This is a genomic window from Streptomyces sp. NPDC048603 (assembly GCF_043199475.1).
Classification (GTDB): domain Bacteria; phylum Actinomycetota; class Actinomycetes; order Streptomycetales; family Streptomycetaceae; genus Streptomyces.
Genome location: NZ_JBICVY010000006.1, coordinates 357,061 through 378,965, shown reverse-complemented (window position 1 = coordinate 378,965; position 21,905 = coordinate 357,061). Strand labels below are relative to the sequence as shown.

Sequence of the window (21,905 nt, the reverse complement as noted above, 5' to 3'; positions counted from 1 at the left end):
GGGGTCGGTCAGGGCTGCGCCGCCGGGGGCGGTTCGCCGAAGCGGGAGAGGGCCAGTGCGCCGGCCACGGCGACGGCGAAGCCGAGGAGGGCCAGCCAGGCCAGCCCCGGCCGCGTGCGGTCGCCCAGCCACAGGACGCCCACCAGGGCCGGGCCCACCGTCTCGCCCAGGACCATGCCGGCCGTCGCGACCGTCACCGAGCCGCGCGCCAGCGCCGAGGTGAGCAGGAGGAAGGCCGCCCCGCCGCCGACCAGGAGGGCGTAGAACGCCGGGTTCGTCAGGAGCGCCGCCGGTGCCGGGTCGTCGATCAGCCGGACCGAGACCTCCACCACCCCGAAGCCCGTGCCCGCGGCCAGTCCCAGCACCAGCGCCCGCGGCCCCTCCGGCAGCCGCGGCCCCAGCACCGCGCCCAGCAGCAGGATGCCCACCGCCGCGCCGAGCATGGCGAAGCGCAGGGCCGTGGAGCCCTCCTCCGTGCCCTCCGCGCCCGAGGCGAGCCCGAGCATCGCCAGTCCGGCGCAGACGGTCCCGACCGCCGCCCACTCGGCCCGGCTCAGCCGGACCCTCAGCAGCCGGGCCGCCACCACCGCCGTGACCGCGAGGCTCGCCGCCAGCGCGGCGCTCACCGCGTAGATCGGGATGTGCCGGAGCGCGATGATCTGGAGAACGAAACCGGCCCCGTCGAGCGCCAGACCGAGCAGATAGCGCCACTGCCGTACCGCCCGGAGGAACAGGGCCGCGTCCACCCCCGCTCCGGCCCCACCCGCCTCACCCGCCCCACCCGCCCCGTCCGTCGCGTCGGTTGCCGCCGCGGCGCGCGCGGCCACCGCCTGCAGCACCGAGGCCGTACCGAAGCAGACCGCCGCACCCAGCGCGCAAATCATCCCAATCAGCACAAACAGAATGTAGTGCAGTGCCTACCCGGGGTCTCTCCGGCGGCCGGATTCCATCCCTCGCGCGGCCACCCCTAGTCTGTCCGCAGCACGCCACCGGCAGGGGGAGCATCAGACATGGACAGCAGCAGCATCGAGCCCGGCGCGACCGGTACGCCCGGCACGCCCGGCCGGACCGGCACCATCGGTGCCGCCACCCGGCGCCGCATGCGGTCCGGCGGGGTCGCCCTCGGCGGCATGGGCCTGCTCGCGGCGACCCTGGTCGCCTGCGGCAGCGACAAGGAGCCGGACCGCCGCTGCGCCGACCGCGTCACGCTCGACCAGCTCAACATGGAGGAGTGCAAGAAGGGCGGCCGCGGCGCGTACTACTACGGCGGCTACGTCCCCTCGGGCAACAAGGTCACCGGCGGCAGCTTCGACAAGAGCGCCGTCAAGCGCGGCGGCATCGGCGGCGGCTCCAGCTCCAGCGGCGGCTGAACCCCACCAGGCGCACCCGCAGGGCAGCACCCAGAACGACGAAGGACCGGATGTGAAGCGGCACACCATCGAGCCCCGCCCCGACTGGCAGAAGACCGTCGAGGAGCAGGGGCTCATCTACCCGCTCACCCGCTACCCCGACGACTCCCTGCGGCCCTACTGGGACGAGAGCGCGTACTACTCCTTCAGCCTCCCCGAGGTGGAGGCGCTGGAGGACGTGGTCGAGGAGCTGCACGCCATGTGCCTGGCCGCGGCCGCGCACATCGTGGAGCAGGAGCGCTACGCGGACCTGGGGATCACCGACCCGGTGCTGCGGGAGCTGATCGCCGAGTCCTGGCGGCGCCGCGCCGAACAGCCCTCCCTCTACGGCCGGTTCGACCTGCGCTACGACGGCACGGGCCCGGCCAAGATGCTGGAGTACAACGCCGACACCCCCACCTCGCTGGTGGAGGCGGCCAGCCCGCAGTGGTTCTGGATGGAGGAGCGCTTCCCCGGCGCCGACCAGTGGAACTCCCTGCACGAGCGCCTGGTCGACGCCTGGCGGCGGCAGGCCGAACTGCTCCCGCCCGGGCCGGTGCACTTCGCGCACTCCGAGGCCGACGAGCTCGGCGAGGACCTGATGACGGTCGCCTACCTGCAGGAGACCGCCGAGCAGGCCGGCCTGGAGACCGTCGCGCTGTCCGTCGAGAAGATCGGCTGGGACCGGCTGTCCGGCCGGTTCGTCGACGAGAAGCTGAAGTTCATCCGCAGCTGCTTCAAGCTCTACCCGTGGGAGTGGCTGGCCGCCGACGAGTTCGGCCCGCAGGTCCTCGGCACCCTGGACACCGGCGGCGGCACCGGCAGCACCTGCTGGATCGAACCCGTCTGGAAGATGCTGCTCTCCAACAAGGCGCTGCTGGCGGTCCTCTGGGAGCTCTTCCCGGAGCACCCCAACCTGCTGCCCGCCTACCTCGACGGGCCGCGCGAGCTCGCCGGGGAGGACGGCCCCGGATACGTGGCCAAGCCGCTGCTGGGCCGGGAGGGCGCCGGGGTCACCGTGCACCCGCCCGGCGGCGCGCCGTTCGGGCCGGCGCGGCCGGAGGAGCCGGTGTGCTTCCAGGCCCTCGCCCCGCTGCCCGACTTCGACGGCAACCGGGTGGTGCTCGGCGCATGGGTCGTCGAGGACGAGGCGGCGGGGCTCGGCATCCGCGAGTCCGCGGGACTGATCACGGACGAGTACGCCCGCTTCCTGCCCCACGTGATCCTCTAGGGGGTGTCTTGTCGATCAGGCCGCGAGCCCGGCGTGATCGGCGAGACACCCTCTAGGGAGGTCGCGGACCCGGGCCCCGGTCCCGGCCGGCCGGGACGCTACTCGGACAGGACCGCCCGCAGCTGGTCCAGCCCCCAGTCCAGGTCCTCCTTGCTGATCACCAGCGGCGGTGCGATGCGGATCGTCGCCCCGTGGGTGTCCTTCACCAGCACCCCGCGCTCCATCAGCCGCTCGGACACCTCCCGCCCGGAGCCGTGCCCGGGTGCGATGTCCACGCCCGCCCACAGGCCCCGCCCGCGTACGGCGGTCACCGCGCCGCCGCCCACCAGCAGTCCCAGCTCCTGGTGCAGGTGGTCGCCGAGCTCGGCGGCCCGCTGCTGGTACTCGCCGCTGCGCAGGATCGCGACGACCTCCAGGGCCACCGCGCACGCCAGGGGATTCCCGCCGAAGGTGGAGCCGTGCTCGCCGGGCCGGAACACCCCCAGCACGTCCCGGTCGGCGACCACCGCCGACACCGGGACCACGCCGCCGCCCAGCGCCTTGCCCAGGACGTAGACGTCCGGGACCACGTCCTCGTGGTCGCAGGCGAACGTGCGGCCGGTCCGGCCGAGGCCCGACTGGATCTCGTCGGCCATGAACAGCACGTTCCGCTGCCGGGTCAACTCCCGTACGCCGCGCAGGTATCCCTCCGGCGGCACCAGCACGCCCGCCTCGCCCTGAATGGGCTCCAGCAGCACCGCGACGGTGTTGGCCGTGACCGCGTCGGCCAGCGCCGTGAGGTCGCCGTACGGCACGATCTCGAAGCCGGGGGTGTAGGGGCCGTAGTGGTCGCGGGCCTCGTGGTCGGTGGAGAAGGACACGATGGTCGTCGTCCGGCCGTGGAAGTTGTTCGCGGCCACCACGATCTTGGCCTGCCCGTCCGGCACGCCCTTGACCTCGTAGCCCCACTTGCGGGCGGTCTTGACGGCCGTTTCGACCGCCTCCGCGCCCGTGTTCATGGGCAGCACCATCTCCTTGCCGCACAGCTCGGCCAGCTCCGTGCAGAACGCGGCGAACCGGTCGTGGTGGAAGGCGCGGGAGGTCAGGGTGACCCGCTCCAGCTGTGCTCTGGCGGCGTCGATGAGGCGGCGGTTGCCGTGGCCGAAATTGAGCGCCGAGTAGCCGGCCAGCATGTCGAGGTAGCGCTTGCCCTCGACGTCCGTCATCCAGGCGCCCTCCGCGGAGGCGATGACGACGGGAAGGGGATGGTAGTTGTGCGCGCTGTGTGCGTCGGCGGAGCGGATGGCATCAGAGGTAGTCGACACGGGGTCTCCGTTCGTCCGTCCTGCGCCCGGTAGGGCTGTGACAGCGTGTGGCGTCTGTTCTATCCTCGCCGCTCGCCCGGATCAGCGAAAGCATGCCGGTGTCGTGGCCGGTTATGGTGGGGGCACGCGCGGCGACTGGCGCACGGAGAACCAACTCCGGGGAAGCCGCGCGCGCCTGTCCGCAGTCAGGGCCGCCCGCCTGGGCCTCGCGGGGTACGAACCGACATCGACCCCGGAGGAGCCGCCATGACCGCGCGCCAGTCCGTTCCGCAGCCCGCCACGCATCCCGCCGACCTTCCCTCCCGGCATCCCGCCCTGCTGTCCGCCGATCCCGAACTCGCCGCGCTGGTCGCCGCCGAGGAGCGGCTGCAGGCGGACACCCTCCGGCTGATCCCCAGCGAGAACTACGTGTCCGCCGCCGTGCTGGAGGCCTCCGGCACCGTCCTGCAGAACAAGTACAGCGAGGGCTATCCGGGCCGCCGGTACTACGAGGGCCAGCAGAACATCGACCGGATCGAGGCCCTCGCGATCGAGCGGGCCAAGGGCCTGTTCGGCGTGGACCACGCCAATGTGCAGCCCTACTCCGGCTCGCCCGCCAACCTGGCCGTCTACCTGGCCTTCGCGAAGCCCGGCGACACGGTGATGGGCATGGCCCTGCCGATGGGCGGCCACCTCACGCACGGGTGGGGCGTCTCGGCGACCGGCTCCTGGTTCCGCGGGGTGCAGTACGGCGTACGCGCCGACACCGGACGGATCGACTACGACGCGGTGCGGGACCTCGCCCTCGCCGAGCGCCCGAAGATCATCTTCTGTGGCGGCACAGCCCTCCCGCGCACGATCGACTTCGAGTCCTTCGCCTCGATCGCCAAGGAGACCGGCGCGGTCCTGGTCGCCGATGTCGCGCACATCGCCGGCCTGATCGCGGGCGGCGCCCACCCCTCGCCGGCGCCGTACGCCGACGTCATCTCCACCACCACGCACAAGACCCTGCGCGGGCCGCGCGGCGCGATGCTGATGTGCCGGGCCGAGCACGCCAAGGCGATCGACAAGGCGGTCTTCCCCGGCCTCCAGGGCGGCCCGCACAACCAGACCACGGCGGGCATCGCGGTGGCCCTCCAGGAGGCGGCGCAGCCGTCGTTCACGGCGTACGCGCACCAGGTCGTGGCCAACGCCGGGGCGCTGGCGGAGGCCCTGCTGGAGCGGGGCTTCGACCTGGTCTCCGGCGGCACCGACAACCACCTGATCCTGATCGACCTCACCCGTCAGGGGGTCGCGGGCAAGCCGGCGGCGCAGGCGCTGGACCGGGCGGGGATCGTGGTCAACTACAACACGGTGCCGTTCGACCCGCGCAAGCCGTTCGACCCGTCCGGCATCCGCATCGGCACCCCGTCGCTGACCTCCCGCGGCCTGACCGCCGAGCACATGCCGGCCGTGGCCGACTGGATCTCCCGCGCGGTCGCCGCGGCGGCCTCCGGCGACGAGCCGGCCCTGGCCGCGATCCGCTCCGAGGTCGCCACCCTCCTCGCGGCCCACCCGGCCCCGGGCCTCCCGGTGGCGTAGCCCCGCCCGTACCCGGCAGTACAGGAGAGGCGCGCGAGGCGGAGCCGCCGGTTCCGGCCGATGGCGGCCCGAAGCCGCCACCGCACCTGCGAGAATGGGCCCATGGCCTCTGACCGTCCTCGCGCGCTCTCCGGTATCCAGCCCACCTCGGGCTCGTTCCACCTCGGGAACTACCTCGGCGCCATCCGCCAGTACGTCGCCCTGCAGGAGACCCACGACGCCTTCTACATGGTGGTGGACCTGCACGCCATCACCATGCCGCAGGATCCGAAGGACCTCCGCGCGAACACCCGGCTTTCCGCCGCGCAGCTGCTCGCGGCCGGGCTCGACCCGGAGCGCTGCACGCTCTTCGTCCAGAGCCACGTCCCCGAGCACGCGCAGCTCGGCTGGGTCATGAACTGCATCACGGGATTCGGCGAGGCCAGCCGGATGACCCAGTTCAAGGACAAGTCCGCCAAGGGCGGCGTGAACAACGCCACCGTCGGCCTGTTCACGTACCCGATCCTGCAGGTCGCCGACATCCTCCTCTACCAGGCGGACTCCGTCCCGGTCGGCGAGGACCAGCGCCAGCACATCGAGCTGACCCGCGACCTCGCCGAGCGCTTCAACCAGCGCTTCGGCCAGACCTTCACCCTCCCGCAGGCGCACATCGTCAAGGAGGTCGCGAAGATCTACGACCTACAGGACCCGGCGATCAAGATGTCGAAGTCGGCGTCCAGCCCCAAGGGCCTGGTCAACCTGCTCGACGAGCCCAAGGTCACCGAGAAGAAGATCAAGAGCGCGGTCACCGACACCGGCACCGAGATCCGCTTCGACACCGAGAACAAGCCCGGCGTCAGCAACCTGCTGACCATCTACTCCACCCTCACCGGCACCACCGTCCCGGTCCTGGAGGAGAAGTACGAGGGCAAGGGCTACGGCGCGCTGAAGACCGACCTGGCCGCAGTGATGGTCGATTTCGTCACACCCTTCAAGCAGCGGACCCAGGAGTACCTGGACGACCCGGCCGAGCTGGACGCGGTGCTGGCCAGGGGCGCGGAGAAGGCCCGTACGGTGGCCGCCGAGACCCTCGCCCGCGCCTACGACCGCATCGGGTTCCTCCCGGCGCGGCACTGATCCAAGCCCCCGGCCGGGGGCTTGATCGAGCACTCCGCGGCCGGCGGCCCTGGCCGTGAGGGGGGTGCTGGCCGCACACTGGGGCCAGCACACCCGGAGCACGGCCGGCCTCCCCGGCGCGGCACCGGCACGTGCACACCCGGCACGGACACACCCGGCACGGACACAGACACACCCGGCACACCAGGCACACCAGGCCATCCGGCCGCCCGGTCACAGACCAGACGCGAGGAGACATACGTGGGGACCGTTACGCTCGGCGTTTCGATCGCGGTCCCGGAGCCGCACGGCAGCCAGCTCCAGCAGCTGCGCGCCGGCTTCGGGGACGCCGCCGCGTACGGCATCCCCACGCACGTCACCCTCGTCCCGCCCACCGAGGTGGACGCGGAGCGGCTCCCGGAGATCGGCGCCCACCTCGCGGAGGTCGCGGCCTCCCTGCGCCCGTTCCCGATGCGGCTGGCCGGCACCGGCACCTTCCGCCCGCTCTCCCCGGTGGTCTTCGTCAAGGTCGCCGAAGGGGCGGTCGGCTGCACCCGGCTGCAGAGCCTGCTCCGCGACCCCGACGGGCCGGTCAGCCGCGAGCTGGCCTTCCCGTACCACCCGCACGTCACCGTCGCCCACGGGATCTCCGAGGAGGCGATGGACCTCGCCTTCGCCGAGCTCGCGGACTACGCGGCCGACTGGGTCTGCGACGGCTTCGCGCTCTACGAGCAGGGTTCGGACGGGGTCTGGCGCAAACTGCGCGAGTACCCCTTCGGCACCGGCCCGACCGGCGTCCCGGCACAGCTGGGCTCACCCGTCGACGAGCCGACCGTACGCCGCTCCTGAGGCCGTACGCAGACGGCCCGGACGGCCAGGTACCTGAGCCTGCGCAGAACCAGAACATGCAACGGGCGCAGCGAGCGCATCGGGCGAAAAGTCACAGTGGACGACCGTAGCGCCCGAAAGCCGCAATCCTGACTATTTGCATGCGCTCAATTACGGTGAGCGCATGGACTGGCTGAAGAACCTGCCCGTGATCGGCCCCCTGGTGGTCCGCTTCATGCGGACCCGCCTCTGGCGCTCCTACGAACGCCTCGACCGGGTCCACTGGACCAGACTCGCCGCGGCCATCACCTTCATCAGCTTCCTGGCGCTCTTCCCGCTGCTCACCGTCGGCGCGGCCATCGGCGCGGCCACGCTCAGCGAGGAGCAGCTGAAGAAACTGGAGGACAGCCTCGCCGAGCAGGTGCCGGGGATCTCCGAGCAGCTGAACATCACCGGCCTGGTCGACAACGCCGCCACCGTCGGTCTGGTCGCGGGCGCGATCCTGCTGTTCACCGGTATCAGCTGGATCGGCTCCATGCGCGACTGCCTGCGCGCCGTCTGGGAGAAGGACGACGAGGACGAGGGCAACCCGGTCGTCCGCAAGGGCAAGGACGCCCTGATCCTCTTCGGCCTCGGCGGGGCGGCCCTGGTCTCGGCCCTCGCCTCCATCCTCGGCTCGACCGCGGTCGGCCGGTTCGGGGAATGGCTGGGCCTCCCCGAGCGGGGCGCCGGCGGAGTCGTGCTGCGCACCGGCGCCTTCGGGGTCGGCGTGGTCGCCGCCTTCCTGCTGCTGCTCTACCTGCTGACGCTGCTGCCCGGGGTCCGGCCGGAGCGCCGCCTGCTGGTGCAGGCGGCGCTGCTCGGCGCGGTCGGCTTCGAACTGCTGAAGCTGCTCCTCAGCGGCTATATGCGGGAGGTCGCCGCGAAGAGCATGTACGGCGCTTTCGGCGTGCCGATCGCCCTGCTGCTGTGGATCAACTTCACCGCCAAGCTGCTGCTGTTCTGCGCTGCCTGGACCGCCACCGACGGCCCGGAGGCGCCCGTGGAGGATCCCGCGGACCCCGAAGGGGACCCCGCCGGGAATTCCCCGGGGGAATTCACTCCTGGGGGCGACGGCCCCGCTGCGAGCGGGGCCAGCGCCGGTTGACCAGGAACACCCCGCCGGCCAGCGCCACCAGCACGCCGCCGGCGACGGCCAGCGCCGTGGCGAGCCCGCCGGACTCCTCTCCGGCGGCCGCCGGGGTGTTCTCGTGGGACTGGGCGGGCGAGCCGAGCGGCCGGGTGTCGGCGCTCTTGGGCGGCACCAGCTCACCCACCGGCCTGACCTTCCCGGCGGCCGCGAAGCCCCAGTCGAACAGGGCCTTGGTCTCCTCGTAGACGACGTTGCCGCCACCGGCTGCCGGGTTCATCACCGTGACCAGCAGCTTCCTGTTGCCGCGCTGCGCGATGCCGGTGAACGTGGAGCCGGCCATGGTGGTGGTGCCGTTCTTCACGCCTGCGATGCCCGGGTACTGGGACAGGCCGTGCGAGCCCGCCAGCAGGCGGTTGGTGTTCTGGATCTGGAAGGTCTCGCGCGGCTTGCCCGGCTCCTGCTTGCCGGGGAACTCCGCCGAGGCGGTGCCCGCGTACTCCCGGAAGTCCTTCTTCTGCATGCCGGAACGGGCGATCAGGGTGAGGTCGTACGCGCTGGAGACCTGACCGGGGGAGTCGTACCCGTCCGGGGACACCACGTGCGTGTCCAGCGCCTGGAGCTCCTCGGCGTGCGCCTGCATGTCCTTGACCGTCTTGTCGATGCCGCCGTTCATGGCCGACAGCACGTGCACCGCGTCGTTCCCCGAGGACAGGAACACCCCGAGCCACAGGTCGTGGACCGAGTAGTCGAGTTCCTCCTTCAGACCGACCACGCTGCTGCCCGGGCCCACGTCCTCCAGCTCCTGCGGCGCGACCTTGTGGACCTTGTCCTTGGGGAGCGTGGGCAGCACGGTGTCCGCGAAGAGCATCTTCAGCGTGGAGGCCGGAGGCAGCCGCCAGTGCGCGTTGTTGGCGGCCAGGACCTCGCCCGACTCTGCGTCGGCGACGATCCAGGACCGGCCGCTGAGGTCGGCCGGGAGCTGCGGGGCGCCCGGCAGCAGGTTCACCTGGGTGCCGGGCTGGCCCAGCCGGGCACCGCCGACGGTGGACATCTGCGGGGGCGGCACGGCCACCGGCTTCGCGGGGGCTTTCGCGGGCGCCTGGGAGGGGGGCTTGCCGCCCGGCTTCGGGTCGTCGGCGTACGCGGGCGCGGTGAACATCGCGGGCAGAGCCAGTGCGCTCGCCACCACCACCGCCGTGGTCTTCAGCACCTTCGAGGCAGACACGATCGTGAACGTACCTTCATTTTGTCGTTTCACCACATCCGTTCGGCCAACCTGCCGCACGGACTGCCGGGACAGCCCACCCCGGCGCGTCCGTCCCGGGGACGGATCGGATACTGGCCCTATGAAACTTGGCCGCGCCGCCTCCTGGTTCCTGCTCGCCTTCGGGGTGTGGAGCTGGTTCATCTGGGTGTCCTTCGTCCGCAACCTGTGGAAGGACGCCAGCGGCCTCGCCTTCGACGACGCCGGTGACCCGACGGCGTACTTCTGGGTCCACCTGACGCTCGCGATCACGTCCTTCCTTCTGGGGACGGTCGTCGGCCTGATCGGGTTGCGCGGGGTAATGGCCCTTCGCCGCGAGGCGCGCGGCGACGCCGCCGGCCGGGACGGAGCCGTCTGATGGCCGTGGTGGTGTTCGCCCTGGCCGCCGTGGTCGTCCTCACCCTGATCGGCTTCGTCCACCGCTGGCTGTGGATCCGACTCGTCCGCGACACCACCACCGCCGGCTCCCGCCCGCGCCGCGCGTTCACCGCCGCGCTGTGGGTGCTGCCGCTGCTCTCGCTGGCCGCCCTGGTCTCCGGCCGGGCCGGCGCCCCGTTCTGGCTCCAGCAGGCCGTCGCCTGGCCGGGCTACCTGTGGCTTCCGGTGCTGCTCTACCTGACCCTGGCGCTCCTGGTGGCGGAACCCGTCCGGCACGTCCTCCTGCGCCGCCTCCCGAAGCCGGCCGCTCAGGCCCCGTCGGCTCCTCAGGCGCCGGAGTCCGCCGCATCGGCCCGTCCGGGAGGCGAGAACGCCCCGCGGGGCACCCCCACCCTCACCCCCGCCGACGGCTCCGAATCCCCCGCCGCGACGGTCGGCGCTCCGACGACGGCCGTCGTCGAGCCGGGACCCGGGGCCGGGCCCGAGCCCGGGACCGAAGCCGACACCGGGACGGAGCAGGAGGCGGCGACCGCCGCCCACCCGGCCATGACCCGCAGGGTCTTCGTGGCCCGGGCCCTGGCCGGCGCCGCGGTCGCCGCCGCGGCCGGCACCGTCGGCCACGGCACCTACGGCGTGCTCCGCGGCCCCCGCGTCAAGCGCGTCACCGTCCCCCTCGCCAAACTGCCCCGCGCGGCCCACGGCTTCCGGATCGCCGTGGTCAGCGACGTCCACCTCGGTCCCGTCCTCGGCCGCGCCCACACCCTCCGCATCGTCGACACGGTCAACGCCACCCAGCCCGACCTGATCGCCGTCGTCGGTGACCTCGTCGACGGCTCGGTCGCCGATCTCGGCCCCGCGGCCGAACCGCTCGCCGGGCTGAAGTCACGTCACGGGGCCTACTTCGTGACCGGCAACCACGAGTACTTCTCCGGCGCCGCCCAGTGGGTCGACCACGTCCGCGAGCTGGGCCTGCACCCCCTGGAGAACGCCCGCAAGGAGCTCCCGTTCTTCGACCTCGCCGGGGTCAACGACATCGCCGGCGAGAGCGAGGGCCAGGGGCCGGACTTCGAGAAGGCCCTCGGCGACCGCGACCGCGCGCACCGCGCCGCCGTGCTCCTGGCCCACCAGCCCGTGGTGATCCACGACGCCGTCGCCCACGGCGTCGACCTCCAGCTCTCCGGCCACACCCACGGCGGCCAGCTCTGGCCCGGGAACTACATCGCCGACCTCGCCAACCCCACCCTCGCCGGACTGGAGCGGTACGGGGACACACAGCTCTACGTGTCCCGCGGAGCCGGCGCCTGGGGGCCGCCCGTACGGGTCGGCGCACCGTCCGACATCACCCTGGTCGAACTGGCCTCGTACCAGGCTTAGCCCGGTACGCCCCCCGGGTCACTTCTTGCGGTTCGCGGCCGCCTCGGCCATGCCCGGCAGGAAGTCCGTGAACAGTTCGTGGACCTCGCGGACCAGCGGACGCAGCACCCGGAAGCGGGCCAGGACGATGCCCCGGGTGGTCAACTGGGCCCCGCGCTCGGCCAGCCGGCGGGTCTTCTCGCTGTTCTCCGAACGGTCGAAGACCCAGTACAGGACCAGGCCCATCTGCGAGAGCCACATCAGTTCCGGCAGCAGGTCGGCCAGTTCCTCGGGGACCTTGGTCTTCGCCCCGGCCAGCACCTCGCGGTGGATGGCGATGGCCTCGTTGCGGGCGGGCTCCGACTCGGGCGAGAAGGGGCTCAGCGGGCTCTCCGGGTCCGCCGCGTTCTTGAAGAACTGAGAGGCGAACTCGTGGTACGGCGCCGCGATGTCCAGCCAGGCCGTCAGCACCCCGGACAGCCTGGTCTGGAGGTCGGTCTCCCGGTCCAGGATCGGCCGCACGGCCGCCTGGTGGGCCGCGCTGATCCGGTAGTAGAAGCCCTGGACCAGGTGCTCCTTGGACTCGAAGTAGTAGTAGGCGTTGCCTACCGAAACCCCCGCCTCCTTGGCGATGGCCCGCATGGTCGTCTTGTCGTAGCCGCGCTCCTGGAACAGCCGGAGCGCGGTCTCGAGGATGAGCGTGCGGGTCTGCTCGCTCTTGGGGGCCTTCTGCTCTGTCACGGTGTCCGAGCCTATCCGGGGATCTCGCACCGCTCGCCACAGGCTGCCGCTCCGTCACGGGTCGCCCCGCGCCACGCGGCGGCGGCCGCCATGGTGGCCCGGGCGAAGGGCCGTCCCGCCGGGGTGGCGAGCCAGTTGGCCTTCGGCCGGTGTTCCGTCAGTGCCCACAGGCAGACGATGAAGGCGTCGGTCCCGGTCCAGATCTGACCGCTGTCGCCGATCACGGTGATCTCGCGCAGCGTGGACGCGTGGTCCAGGTCCGGGTACCGCCGCCGGGCCTCGGCGGACCCGGCGGGCACCAGCCGGATCGGCACCAGCTGCCGCTGCCCCAGCAGCCAGTGCCGGATGTGCACGCAGAGCGGGCACTGGGCGTCGTAGAGGACGGTCAGCCTGTGGACCGGCGTTCCGGTGTGCACGGCTCAGGCACCGGTCGGGGTTGCCCAGCCCTGCGGGGCGACGGGCGGGATCTGCTGCCGCTCCATCAGGCCGCGGCGGCGGATCTTGTTGAGCACCCAGACGTTGCCGAGGTGCATCACGCCGAGGACCAGCAGGACGACGCCGAGCTTGACCGAGAGCGCCTCGAAGAGCGACCGGGCGTCGGCCACGGTGTCGGCGGCCTTCAGGTAGAGGGTCACGAAGCCCAGGTTGACCAGGTAGAAGCCGACCACCAGCAGGTGGTTGACGGCATCGGCGAGCTTCTCGTCCCCGTGCAGAACGTCGGCGATGAAGATGCGCCCGTTGCGGCTCAGGGTGCGCGCCACCCAGATGGTGAGACCGATGCTGATGAGCAGGTAGATGACGTACGCGACCACGGTGAGGTCCATGCCCCCCGCCTCCTTGAACGTGTTCAAACGCTTGGCGTGAACGACTCTAGGGGTATTTTTGAACAAGTTCAAGCGAAGGTCGGGGGGTGTGCCGGCGGGTGGACGGGCAGGTGGAGCGGCGGGTGGATCAGACCTGCCGGAGTACGTCGAACAGCTCGGCCCGGACCGGTTCGATGCGCGGGTCCACCCGGTAGAAGTCGTGCCGATGCAGCGGTACGAACACCGGCTGCGCGGCCTCCCGGGGCCCCGGCGCCGCCGCCTCCGTCCCGTCCGCCGCTTCCGGCGCCACCCCGTCCGGCCACGGCGGCAGGTCCAGCCCGTGTCCGACGGAGCCCGCCAGCACGTCCGTGTCGCGGCGCACGTTCGCCCAGGCGGCCGGCCGGTCCGGCCCGCCGGCCCCGGCCGCCAGGTCGTCCACCGCCTCCCGGGTCACGTACGCCGGGAACAGCCGCCGGAAGACGTTCGTCAGCGGGCAGCCGGTGGTCAGCAGCGCGATCCGCGGCCGGTACTCCGGTCTGGCCTGCCACAGCGCCAGCACGGCGATCATCGAACCCATCGAATGGCAGTTGAGCAGCACCCGCGTCTCCGGCCGTCCCTCCAGCAGCGCCGTCAGCCGGTGCGTGAACTCCGGTATGGACCGCCCGGTCCAGGTGGCCGGGGTGAAGGGGTGCCCGGAGCGCGGCCAGAACGCACCGAAGGCCCAGATCATGCCCGTGTACCGGCGGGAGTCGGCGCGCAGCACGATCGTCCGCGCCACCAGCAGCACCGCCAGGATCAGCGCGACCAGCATGAACGACCCCAGCGAGGTGAGCAGCCGCATGATGTCCGCCATCAGCTCCTGGTAGCGCTCGTTCAGGTACCCCGGGTCGTGCACGGCCACCGCGCCGAACCCGCCGACCGTCACCGTGACCAGCCCGGCCGCCGCGGCCAGCCCCTGCTCCGCCCGGACCAGCATCCTCGCCGGGGTGCCGGCCGCCGACGCCCGCGCCGCGGCCAGTGCCAGGGCGTGCCGGCGCTCCTCGTACGCCTCCTTCTCGGCCTCCGTACGCGGCCACGGGCGGGCGGCCCACCAGCGGCGCAGCGCCAGCAGCGCCAGCCCCAGCCCGGTCAGCCCGGCCGCCACCACGGTGATCGTGGGCAGGGCGGCCGCGTTCGCCCGGACCGCGGCGGGCAGTTCCACCCGCTGCCGCTCCGGCTCGGCCGTCAGCCAGTCCTGGGTCCACAGCAGGACGGCCGTGGAGCACAGCCAGGCGCTGAAGCAGGCCAGTACGCCCACCGCCACCCCGGCCAGCCCGCGCAGCGCCACGCGGTCGTCCGGGTGCCGCGGGGTCCACAGGCAGAGCGCGCCCAGCGCGAGCAGCAACAGTGCTTGCCCGAGCAGCAGCAGCGCGGTCAGCGTCCCGATCCCCGGCAGCATGGCCTGCGAGGTCCGCTCCCCGCCCGAGGAGTCGTAGTACGCCGCGGAGCCCGCCAGGGTCAGCAGGCAGCCGGCTCCGACCGCGCGCTCACCGAGCCGCCCCGGCCACCACAGGCTCCCGGCGGACACCAGCACCGCCCCGGCGGCCACCGCCGCGAACAGCAGCCGGCCGGCGGTGTCCCCGGCGCCGCTCGCGTACGCCGGCACGGTCAGCAGCAGCGCCAGGGTCAGCACGCCCGCGCACATGTGGCGGGCCGCCAGACCGCGGGCCCGCCAGTTGTACTCCCAGAAGAGCGGCGTGGCGAGCGGCCGGGCGGGCGTCTCGGCCCGCCTGACGGCCTTCCAGGGGTCGCCAGCGAGAGGGGCCGTCCGTGCGACCGAGCGGTACTCCTGCCGTCCGTCCCGTGCGCTGAAGGACATCGCGGCGAGACCGACCACGGGCACCAGTGCCGCCAGCAGCATCGCGGTGCCGGTGCCGTGCTGCCGCACGAAGTGCACCAGCGGGTTGGACTCCTTGCAGACGCCGCCCGCCGGGCCGCCGGTGCCGCACTGCCACACCAGCTGGTCCATCGCCCCCTGGGCGAACGCGGCCACCGCCAGCACCGTCAGCGACAGCCCCAGCATCTGCGTGATCCACCGGTACAGCGCGCTCGCGGGCCGGCGGTCCAGCCGGAACGGCTGCATCCAGGCGACCTGGTTGACCAGCAGGAAGGGCAGCAGGAACAGCCACAGCGCCCGGGTCGCCCCGCCGATGGTCAGCCGCGCCCAGTCGTAGACCTCCCGTACCACCCCCGGCCCGTGCTCCCGGACCCCGGCCGTCCGGTACACCCCCGCCCGCTCGTCCCCGCTGACCCGCCGAACGCCGGAGGGCTGCAGCGCCTCCAGGCGGTCGACGAGGCCCATCCCGGGCACGACCACTTCGACCAATCCCACCCGCTGGTCCATCGGACCAGGCTGACAGGGGAGGGGCCGCCGCGCCATCGGTCAGCGCAGCTGATCCAGAATCAATTCCGCTGTGACGTCCGGGCGTTCGAGCGCGGGCAGATGTCCGGCCCAGGGCAGCTCGGTGTACGTGGCGTCCGGCATGCGGTCGGCGAGGCTCCGGGAGAGCGCCAGGAACCCCGGCAGGTCGTGCGCCCCGCCGAACACCGCGGCCGGCACCCGTACGGCGGCCAGGTCCACGTCCGGCTCGGCGAGTTCGAGCTCCCAGTCGGCGTCCTCGCCCGCCCGGAAGTTGCCCAGCTGCATGTCCCGGACCAGGGCCAGGGCGGCCTCGTCCGCGTCCGGTCCCAGCCAGGTGCGGGCGTTCAGCGCTGCGGCCCCGGGCAGGTCCCCGGCCTCCAGCAGCGCCTCCTCGGCCGCGTCGAACTCCTCGACGTCCGGGGTGGGTTCGAACCCGGGCGCGTTGGGACAGAGCAGCACCAGCCGCTCCACCCGGCCGGGGTGCGCGGCGGCCAGCCGCAGCGCGACCCGGCCGCCGTACGAGGAGCCGACCACCGCGGCCCGCTCGATGCCGAGGGAGTCCAGCAGCGCCAGCACGTCGCCTTCGTCGCTGTACGGCTCGGTCGCCGCGGGCGACTGCCCGCAGGTGCGGAAGTCCGGCAGGACCACTCTGAACCCGGCTCCGGCCAGCGCCTTCCGCTGCCCGTCCCACATCCGGCGGTCGCACACGGAGGAATGCAGCAGCACCACGGCGGGTCCGTCGTCGGGCCCGTCCACATCATGAGAAACGATCACGCCGCGCATGCTGCCACTCTCCGGCTGTCCGCGCACCGTCAATTCCGTGCGACCGGGCGGAGGCCGTCCTCAGATGCTCAGCGAACGGGCGTAGTTGAGCTGGTTCATCACCCAGGGGAAGACCATCGGGTTGGTGACCGGGATCATCGTGGAGTGGTGCCGGCCGCCGCTGGACACGGTCACCTGGACGTATCCCACGGTGAACCGCTCCTTGATCAGCAGGAACAGCAGGCCGATCAGGCAGAAGAAGGCGAAGATGACCGCCAGCGCGATGGCGTAGCCCGGCATCCTCTCCTCCGTGCGGGAGAAGTCCACCGCGTTCCAGATCGCGCCCTTGAGTGGCATGGTCCCGGACGGGGTGATGATCTGGTCCCCGGCGATGGTGATGTCGCCGAGGGAGAAGGGCGCGCCCGCACCCGGCACGGGGTAGGCCGCGGGGACCATCGCGGGGACCGCCGCCGGGACCGGCGGCAGGGCCGGCGGATACGGGGGCGGGCTCGCGGGGTAGGGCTGCGGGTAGCCGTAACTGGGGTTGCCGGGGCCCCACTTGTACTCACCGGGACCCGCCGGGTCGCTTGCGTACGGATTCGGCTGCTGCTCGCTCATGCAGCCGATGGTAGGGCCAACTCAGAACGCTGCCCCGGCAATCTGCAGCTGCCGGTCGGTGAGCTGCTCCTCGGTGGCGCCGGGCCACGGGACGAGGGAGTAGGTCAGGACGCGGCGCTGGTCGCGGGTGGCGAACAGCCCGTTGGTGTAGCCGCCGTAGCTGCCGGTCTTGCCCCAGATCTCGGTGCCGTCGGACAGCGTGAAGTACTGGACCCCGGCCCGGCTGAACGGGCGCTTGGCGTCCGCGTTCGCGGGCTTCTCGAACAGCAGCTGCTGCTGGGCGGGCGGCAGCAGGCGGCCGCGGAGCAGGGCGGTCAGGAACCGTTCCAGGTCGGGGGCGTTGGAGACCATCCCGCCCTCGGCCCAGGCCCACGGGTCGGCGGGCGGCAGGTCGGCCAGCGTACGGGCGGGCATGGAGGTGTCGCCGGCGGCCGGCAGGTGGGTGTGCCGCAGGCCCAGCGGCCGGACGATCCGGCGGTTCAGCTCCTCGGTGTACGTACGCCCGGTGACCTTCTCGATCACCATGCCGAGCAGGAAGTAGTTGGACCCCATGTAGACCTGCCGGATCTGCTTCCCGGTGGCGGGCTCCCCGGCCTCCGGGCACTCGGTCATGGTCTTCACGAACTCGGCCGGGGTGTACGACCGGCCCTTCTCGTAGCAGGCGGGCCGGGGCAGCCCGCTGGTGTGGCTGAGCAGCTGCTCCACGGTGATCGGCGCCCAGTGCGCGGGCAGGGTGCCGGGCAGCACCTCCTGGACCGGGGTGTCCATCGACAGCCGTCCCTCGGCGATCAGCTGGAGCGTGATCGTGGAGGTGAACAGCTTGGTGATGCTGCCGATCCGGAAGGAGGCGGCGGGATCGGCGGACACGGCGCCCGCGGTCCCCGTCCACTTCCCGTCCCGTCCGCCGACCCGGGCCATGGCCCCGGAGGCGACCCCGTCCGGCAGTGTGCCCAGGGCCTTCTGCAGGGCGGCGGCGTCCAGCGGCGTACGCGGATTGATCGTCGCGGCGTAGGGCGCACCGGCCCCGTCGGCACGTTCGGCCGCACCGGCCGGCACCGCTCCGGCGCCGACCGACAGCAGCACCGCTCCGGCAGCCGCCAGGGCCGTCCAACGGGCGGCGGAGAAGAGGGAGTTCGAGGACTTCGCGGGCTTCGTCATGCCGTTCAGTCTTCCGCCGCGAAGATCGTCATCCCATCGGGGAGACCCCCCAGCCGACCCTGAGGACACCCCTACGAGCCCCGGGAGGGCTACTCGGCCTCGGCCTCGGGCTTGCGCCGCGCGGCCGCGAGAACCGCCTCCACGTCCAGGGTGACCTTGGCCCCGATGGACTCGGGCAGGGTGACGACCTCGCCGGGGGCGTGGACGCGATGGGTGTCGTACCCGTCGGCGACCGGATCGGTCAGGACGTGCAGGCGGTTGTGCCGGCGGTCGACGATCACATAGACGGGGATCTTGGCGTTGCCGTAGGCGCGAACCTTGCCTCGCAGGTCGTTCTCGTAGTTGCTCGACGTCACTTCGAGGACGAGCCGGAAGACCGACGGGGCGTAGCAGTTGTTCTCGACGAGGTGTTCGTCGAAGTCGGCATCGACGATGCACAGGTCAGGGATGGCGTAGTCCGACGGCCCGGCGGGCAGCCACAGGCCGATGGCTTGGACCACCTCGGATTCGCCGTCGTCCAGTCCCGCGTCCAGGAAGGGGCGCATGAGCTTGGTCAGGCCCCTGGCGTGGGCGCCGTCTGCTGGTGGGGTCACGACGATGACGCCTCCGATGATCTCGACGCGGTAGCCGGGAAGCCGCTCCATGATTCGGTTGGCCTCGTTGAGCAGGGACCGGTCACCGTGGGGTTGCTCAGCGGGTGCTGCGGACATCACGTGCCTCCCGTGGGCTGCTGTCGAGAGCATCATCGTAGGGCGGGGAGGGGGCGGGAGGCCGGATCTCGCCCCCTCACCCGAACGGGCGAGGGCCCCGCCCCCGGTGCGGAACCGGGTGCGGGGCCCTCGTACGAGCGGGACCGGGAAGGTCAGAAGCGTCGCGTGATCAGCGCGCGCTTCACTTCCTGGATCGCCTTCGTGACCTCGATGCCGCGCGGGCACGCGTCGGTGCAGTTGAAGGTCGTGCGGCAGCGCCACACGCCGTCCTTGTCGTTCAGGATCTCCAGGCGCTGCTCGCCCGCCTCGTCACGCGAGTCGAAGATGAAGCGGTGCGCGTTGACGATCGCCGCCGGGCCGAAGTACTGGCCGTCGTTCCAGAACACCGGGCACGAGGAGGTGCACGCGGCGCACAGGATGCACTTGGTGGTGTCGTCGAAGCGCTCGCGGTCCTCGGCGGACTGCCGGCGCTCGCGCGTCGGCTCGTTGCCGGTGGTCACCAGGAACGGCATGACGTCGCGGTACGCCTGGAAGAAGGGCTCCATGTCGACCACGAGGTCCTTCATCACCGTGAGGCCCTTGATGGCCTCGACGGTGATCGGCTTCTCCGGGTTGATGTCCTTGATCAGCGTCTTGCAGGCGAGCCTGTTCTTGCCGTTGATCCGCATCGCGTCCGAGCCGCAGATGCCGTGCGCGCACGAGCGGCGGAAGGTCAGCGTGCCGTCCAGCTCCCACTTGATCTTGTGGAGACCGTCGAGCACGCGCTCCTTCGGGTCGATCTCGACCTGGAAGTCCTGCCACTCCGCCTGGTCCGAGATCTCGGGGTTGAAGCGGCGGATCCGGAAGGTGACCGTGATGTACGGGGAGGCAGGGGACGCCGAGGGGTCGGTCTCGACCTTTTCGAGAGTCGGGGTGGCCATCAGTACTTACGCTCCATCGGCTGGTAGCGGGTCTGGACGACGGGCTTGTAGTCGAGACGGACGGAGTCCGTGCCGTCGGCCGCGACCTCGCGGTACGCCATGGTGTGGCGCATGAAGTTGACGTCGTCGCGGTTCGGGTAGTCCTCGCGGTAGTGGCCGCCGCGGGACTCCTTGCGGGCCAGGGCCGAGACGGCCATGACCTCGGCCAGGTCGAGCAGGTTGCCCAGCTCGATGGCCTCCAGCAGGTCCGTGTTGAACCGCTTGCCCTTGTCCTGCACCGAGACGTTCCGGTAGCGCTCGCGCAGCTCCGCGATCTTCTCTACCGCCGTCTTGATGGTCTGCTCCGTGCGGAACACCGACACGTTCGCGTCCATCGTCTCCTGGAGCTCGTTGCGCAGCTCCGCGACCCGCTCCGAGCCGGTGGAGTTGCGCAGCCGCTCGACCAGGTCGACCACGAGCTGGGCCGGGTTCTCCGGCAGCTCGACGTAGTCGCTCTTGGCGGAGTACTCGGCGGCGGCGATGCCCGCGCGGCGGCCGAAGACGTTGATGTCCAGCAGCGAGTTGGTGCCGAGGCGGTTGGCGCCGTGCACCGACACGCACGCGACCTCGCCGGCCGCGTACAGGCCCGGGACGACGGTGGTGTTGTCGAGAAGGACCTCGCCCTGGACGTTGGTCGGGATGCCGCCCATGGCGTAGTGCGCGGTGGGCTGGATCGGGATCGGGTCCGTGTAGGGCTCGATGCCGAGGTACGTGCGCGCGAACTCGGTGATGTCCGGGAGCTTGGCGTCCAGCTGCTCCGGCGGCAGGTGGGTGAGGTCCAGGTACACGTGGTCGCCCTCGGGACCGCAGCCGCGGCCCTCGCGGATCTCCGTGTAGATGGAGCGGGACACGACGTCACGGGACGCGAGGTCCTTCATGACCGGCGCGTACTTCTCCATGAAGCGCTCGCCGTCCTTGTTGCGGAGGATGCCGCCCTCACCGCGGGCGCCCTCCGTCAGCAGGATGCCCATGCGCCAGATGCCCGTCGGGTGGAACTGGAAGAACTCCATGTCCTCCAGCGGCAGGCCGCGCCGGTAGCAGGCCGCCTGGCCGTCACCGGTGAGGGTGTGCGCGTTGGAGGTCACCTTGAAGAACTTGCCGTTGCCGCCCGAGGCGTAGACGACGGCCTTCGCCTGGAAGATGTGGATCTCACCGGTGGCCAGCTCGTACGCGACCACACCGGCGGACTGCTTGACGCCGTCGACCTCGGTGATCAGCTGGTCCAGGACGTAGAACTCGTTGAAGAACTCCACGCCCTCCTTGACGCAGTTCTGGTACAGCGTCTGGAGGATCATGTGGCCGGTGCGGTCCGCGGCGTAGCAGGACCGGCGGACCGGGGCCTCGCCGTGGTTGCGCGAGTGGCCGCCGAAGCGGCGCTGGTCGATGGTGCCGTCCGGGGTGCGGTTGAACGGCAGGCCCATCTTCTCCAGGTCGAGGACGGCGTCGATGGCCTCCTTCGCCAGGATCTCGGCGGCGTCCTGGTCGACCAGGTAGTCACCGCCCTTGACCGTGTCGAAGGTGTGCCACTCCCAGTTGTCCTCCTCCACGTTCGCCAGCGCGGCGGCCATGCCGCCCTGCGCGGCGCCCGTGTGGGAGCGGGTCGGGTACAGCTTCGTCAGCACGGCGGTGCGGCTGCGCTTCGTCGCCTCGATGGCGGCGCGCATGCCGGCGCCGCCGGCGCCGACGATGACGGTGTCGTACTTGTGGATCTTCATGAGATTTGTCGCCTCAGCCCCGTTGCCTAGCGGATGTTCGGGTCGAAGGTGAAGATCACCAGCGTGCCCAGAAGGATGGTGAACACCGTGGCGGTGTAGAGCAGGCCCTTCAGCCACAGCCGCGTGTTGGCACGCTCCGCGTAGTCGTTGATGACGGTGCGGAGGCCGTTGGCGCCGTGCAGCATCGCCAGCCACAGCATCAGCAGGTCCCAGCCCTGCCAGAACGGCGAGGCCCAGCGGCCGGCCACGAAGGCGAAGCCGATCTTGCTGACGCCGCCGTCCAGGACGAGCTGGATGAGCAGGTGGCCGATGACCAGGACGACCAGGACGATGCCCGAGAGGCGCATGAAGAGCCACGCGACCATCTCGAAGTTGCCGCGGGTCGACTTGGGCGTCTTGGAAGTGCGCTTGCGCGGGGCCTCGATGTACGGGGCCGGGTTGTCGACGTCGTAGAGCGAGTCGCCCTGCACGTCGCCGATCGCGGAAGAAGTGTCAGAGGACATCG

22 protein-coding genes are annotated in these 21,905 nt (G+C 71.7%); 8 read left to right on the top strand and 14 right to left on the bottom strand.

Annotated features, from left to right (window positions below; translation table 11 throughout):
• Positions 1-8: 8 nt before the first annotated feature.
• Positions 9-884 carry a hypothetical protein gene (locus ACGFQ9_RS17255; protein ID WP_393574774.1) on the bottom strand — a complete coding sequence of 292 codons (876 nt, stop codon included), beginning with the start codon at positions 882-884 and terminating at the stop codon, positions 9-11.
• A 126-nt stretch (positions 885-1,010) separates the two neighbouring features.
• On the opposite strand from ACGFQ9_RS17255, the gene ACGFQ9_RS17250 reads away from it, so the two are divergent.
• Together ACGFQ9_RS17250 and ACGFQ9_RS17245 are read left to right on the top strand one after the other, a co-directional pair.
• Entirely contained in the window at positions 1,011-1,370 is a 360-nt protein-coding gene (locus ACGFQ9_RS17250; RefSeq protein ID WP_393574625.1) for a hypothetical protein, read from the top strand.
• A 52-nt stretch (positions 1,371-1,422) separates the two neighbouring features.
• Positions 1,423-2,619 carry a glutathionylspermidine synthase family protein gene (locus ACGFQ9_RS17245; protein WP_393574624.1) on the top strand — a complete coding sequence of 399 codons (1,197 nt, stop codon included), beginning with the start codon at positions 1,423-1,425 and terminating at the stop codon, positions 2,617-2,619.
• Between the two features lie 98 nt (positions 2,620-2,717).
• Here ACGFQ9_RS17245 and rocD read toward each other — a convergent pair whose 3' ends face one another.
• Positions 2,718-3,923, bottom strand: a complete 1,206-nt coding sequence (gene rocD / locus ACGFQ9_RS17240; RefSeq protein WP_393574623.1) for an ornithine--oxo-acid transaminase — start codon at positions 3,921-3,923, stop codon at positions 2,718-2,720.
• Positions 3,924-4,169: 246 nt separating this feature from the next.
• Between rocD and glyA the strand changes: the two genes are divergently transcribed.
• The 4 genes from glyA to ACGFQ9_RS17220 all read left to right on the top strand — a co-directional run bounded on the left by glyA (position 4,170) and on the right by ACGFQ9_RS17220 (position 8,553).
• The gene (gene glyA / locus ACGFQ9_RS17235; protein ID WP_393574622.1) at positions 4,170-5,483 is read left to right on the top strand and encodes a serine hydroxymethyltransferase; all 1,314 of its coding nucleotides are present in this window, start codon (positions 4,170-4,172) and stop codon (positions 5,481-5,483) included.
• 102 nt (positions 5,484-5,585) lie between these two features.
• The gene (gene trpS / locus ACGFQ9_RS17230) at positions 5,586-6,599 is read left to right on the top strand and encodes a tryptophan--tRNA ligase (RefSeq protein ID WP_393574621.1); all 1,014 of its coding nucleotides are present in this window, start codon (positions 5,586-5,588) and stop codon (positions 6,597-6,599) included.
• 240 nt (positions 6,600-6,839) lie between these two features.
• Positions 6,840-7,427, top strand: coding sequence for a 2'-5' RNA ligase family protein (locus ACGFQ9_RS17225; RefSeq protein ID WP_393574620.1), 588 nt, complete (start codon positions 6,840-6,842; stop codon positions 7,425-7,427).
• 163 nt (positions 7,428-7,590) lie between these two features.
• A complete protein-coding gene (locus ACGFQ9_RS17220; RefSeq protein WP_393574619.1) occupies positions 7,591-8,553 on the top strand; it encodes a YihY/virulence factor BrkB family protein in 963 nt (320 codons plus the stop codon).
• Here ACGFQ9_RS17220 and ACGFQ9_RS17215 read toward each other — a convergent pair.
• Positions 8,504-9,763, bottom strand: a complete 1,260-nt coding sequence (locus tag ACGFQ9_RS17215; protein ID WP_393574618.1) for a D-alanyl-D-alanine carboxypeptidase family protein — start codon at positions 9,761-9,763, stop codon at positions 8,504-8,506. The two genes, ACGFQ9_RS17220 and ACGFQ9_RS17215, sit on opposite strands and share 50 nt — an antisense overlap.
• A gap of 121 nt (positions 9,764-9,884) precedes the next feature.
• Between ACGFQ9_RS17215 and ACGFQ9_RS17210 the strand changes: the two genes are divergently transcribed.
• Together ACGFQ9_RS17210 and ACGFQ9_RS17205 are read left to right on the top strand one after the other, a co-directional pair.
• Positions 9,885-10,160, top strand: a complete 276-nt coding sequence (locus ACGFQ9_RS17210; protein ID WP_393574617.1) for an SCO4848 family membrane protein — start codon at positions 9,885-9,887, stop codon at positions 10,158-10,160.
• On the top strand, positions 10,160-11,554 hold the full coding sequence (locus ACGFQ9_RS17205; RefSeq protein WP_393574616.1) for a metallophosphoesterase: 1,395 nt from the start codon (positions 10,160-10,162) through the stop codon (positions 11,552-11,554). Before ACGFQ9_RS17210 ends, ACGFQ9_RS17205 begins: the two co-directional genes overlap by 1 nt.
• An 18-nt stretch (positions 11,555-11,572) precedes the next feature.
• Here the strand turns inward: ACGFQ9_RS17205 and ACGFQ9_RS17200 are convergent, their stop codons facing one another.
• The 11 genes from ACGFQ9_RS17200 to ACGFQ9_RS17150 all read right to left on the bottom strand — a co-directional run bounded on the left by ACGFQ9_RS17200 (position 11,573) and on the right by ACGFQ9_RS17150 (position 21,903).
• The gene (locus tag ACGFQ9_RS17200) at positions 11,573-12,274 is read right to left on the bottom strand and encodes a TetR family transcriptional regulator (RefSeq protein WP_393574615.1); all 702 of its coding nucleotides are present in this window, start codon (positions 12,272-12,274) and stop codon (positions 11,573-11,575) included.
• 11 nt (positions 12,275-12,285) lie between these two features.
• Entirely contained in the window at positions 12,286-12,690 is a 405-nt protein-coding gene (locus tag ACGFQ9_RS17195) for a thiol-disulfide oxidoreductase DCC family protein (RefSeq protein ID WP_393574614.1), read from the bottom strand.
• A 3-nt stretch (positions 12,691-12,693) separates the two neighbouring features.
• Positions 12,694-13,098 carry a hypothetical protein gene (locus tag ACGFQ9_RS17190; RefSeq protein WP_393574613.1) on the bottom strand — a complete coding sequence of 135 codons (405 nt, stop codon included), beginning with the start codon at positions 13,096-13,098 and terminating at the stop codon, positions 12,694-12,696.
• A gap of 127 nt (positions 13,099-13,225) precedes the next feature.
• Complete coding sequence (locus ACGFQ9_RS17185; RefSeq protein WP_393574612.1) at positions 13,226-15,448, bottom strand: alpha/beta fold hydrolase; 2,223 nt, start codon at positions 15,446-15,448, stop codon at positions 13,226-13,228.
• A 51-nt stretch (positions 15,449-15,499) separates the two neighbouring features.
• Complete coding sequence (locus ACGFQ9_RS17180) at positions 15,500-16,252, bottom strand: alpha/beta fold hydrolase (RefSeq protein WP_393574611.1); 753 nt, start codon at positions 16,250-16,252, stop codon at positions 15,500-15,502.
• A gap of 69 nt (positions 16,253-16,321) precedes the next feature.
• Positions 16,322-16,858 (bottom strand): hypothetical protein, encoded by a 537-nt coding sequence (locus ACGFQ9_RS17175; RefSeq protein WP_393574610.1) that lies wholly within the window; start codon positions 16,856-16,858, stop codon positions 16,322-16,324.
• Between the two features lie 21 nt (positions 16,859-16,879).
• Positions 16,880-18,016, bottom strand: coding sequence for a serine hydrolase domain-containing protein (locus tag ACGFQ9_RS17170; RefSeq protein ID WP_393574609.1), 1,137 nt, complete (start codon positions 18,014-18,016; stop codon positions 16,880-16,882).
• An 89-nt stretch (positions 18,017-18,105) separates the two neighbouring features.
• Entirely contained in the window at positions 18,106-18,726 is a 621-nt protein-coding gene (locus ACGFQ9_RS17165) for a Uma2 family endonuclease (protein ID WP_393574608.1), read from the bottom strand.
• A gap of 152 nt (positions 18,727-18,878) precedes the next feature.
• Complete coding sequence (locus ACGFQ9_RS17160) at positions 18,879-19,646, bottom strand: succinate dehydrogenase iron-sulfur subunit (RefSeq protein ID WP_393574607.1); 768 nt, start codon at positions 19,644-19,646, stop codon at positions 18,879-18,881.
• On the bottom strand, positions 19,646-21,400 hold the full coding sequence (gene sdhA / locus ACGFQ9_RS17155) for a succinate dehydrogenase flavoprotein subunit (protein ID WP_393574606.1): 1,755 nt from the start codon (positions 21,398-21,400) through the stop codon (positions 19,646-19,648). Before sdhA ends, ACGFQ9_RS17160 begins: the two co-directional genes overlap by 1 nt.
• Before the next feature lie 26 nt (positions 21,401-21,426).
• Positions 21,427-21,903: a succinate dehydrogenase hydrophobic membrane anchor subunit gene (locus ACGFQ9_RS17150; protein ID WP_393574605.1), complete on the bottom strand. Its 477-nt coding sequence runs from the start codon at positions 21,901-21,903 to the stop codon at positions 21,427-21,429.
• Positions 21,904-21,905 lie beyond the last annotated feature (2 nt).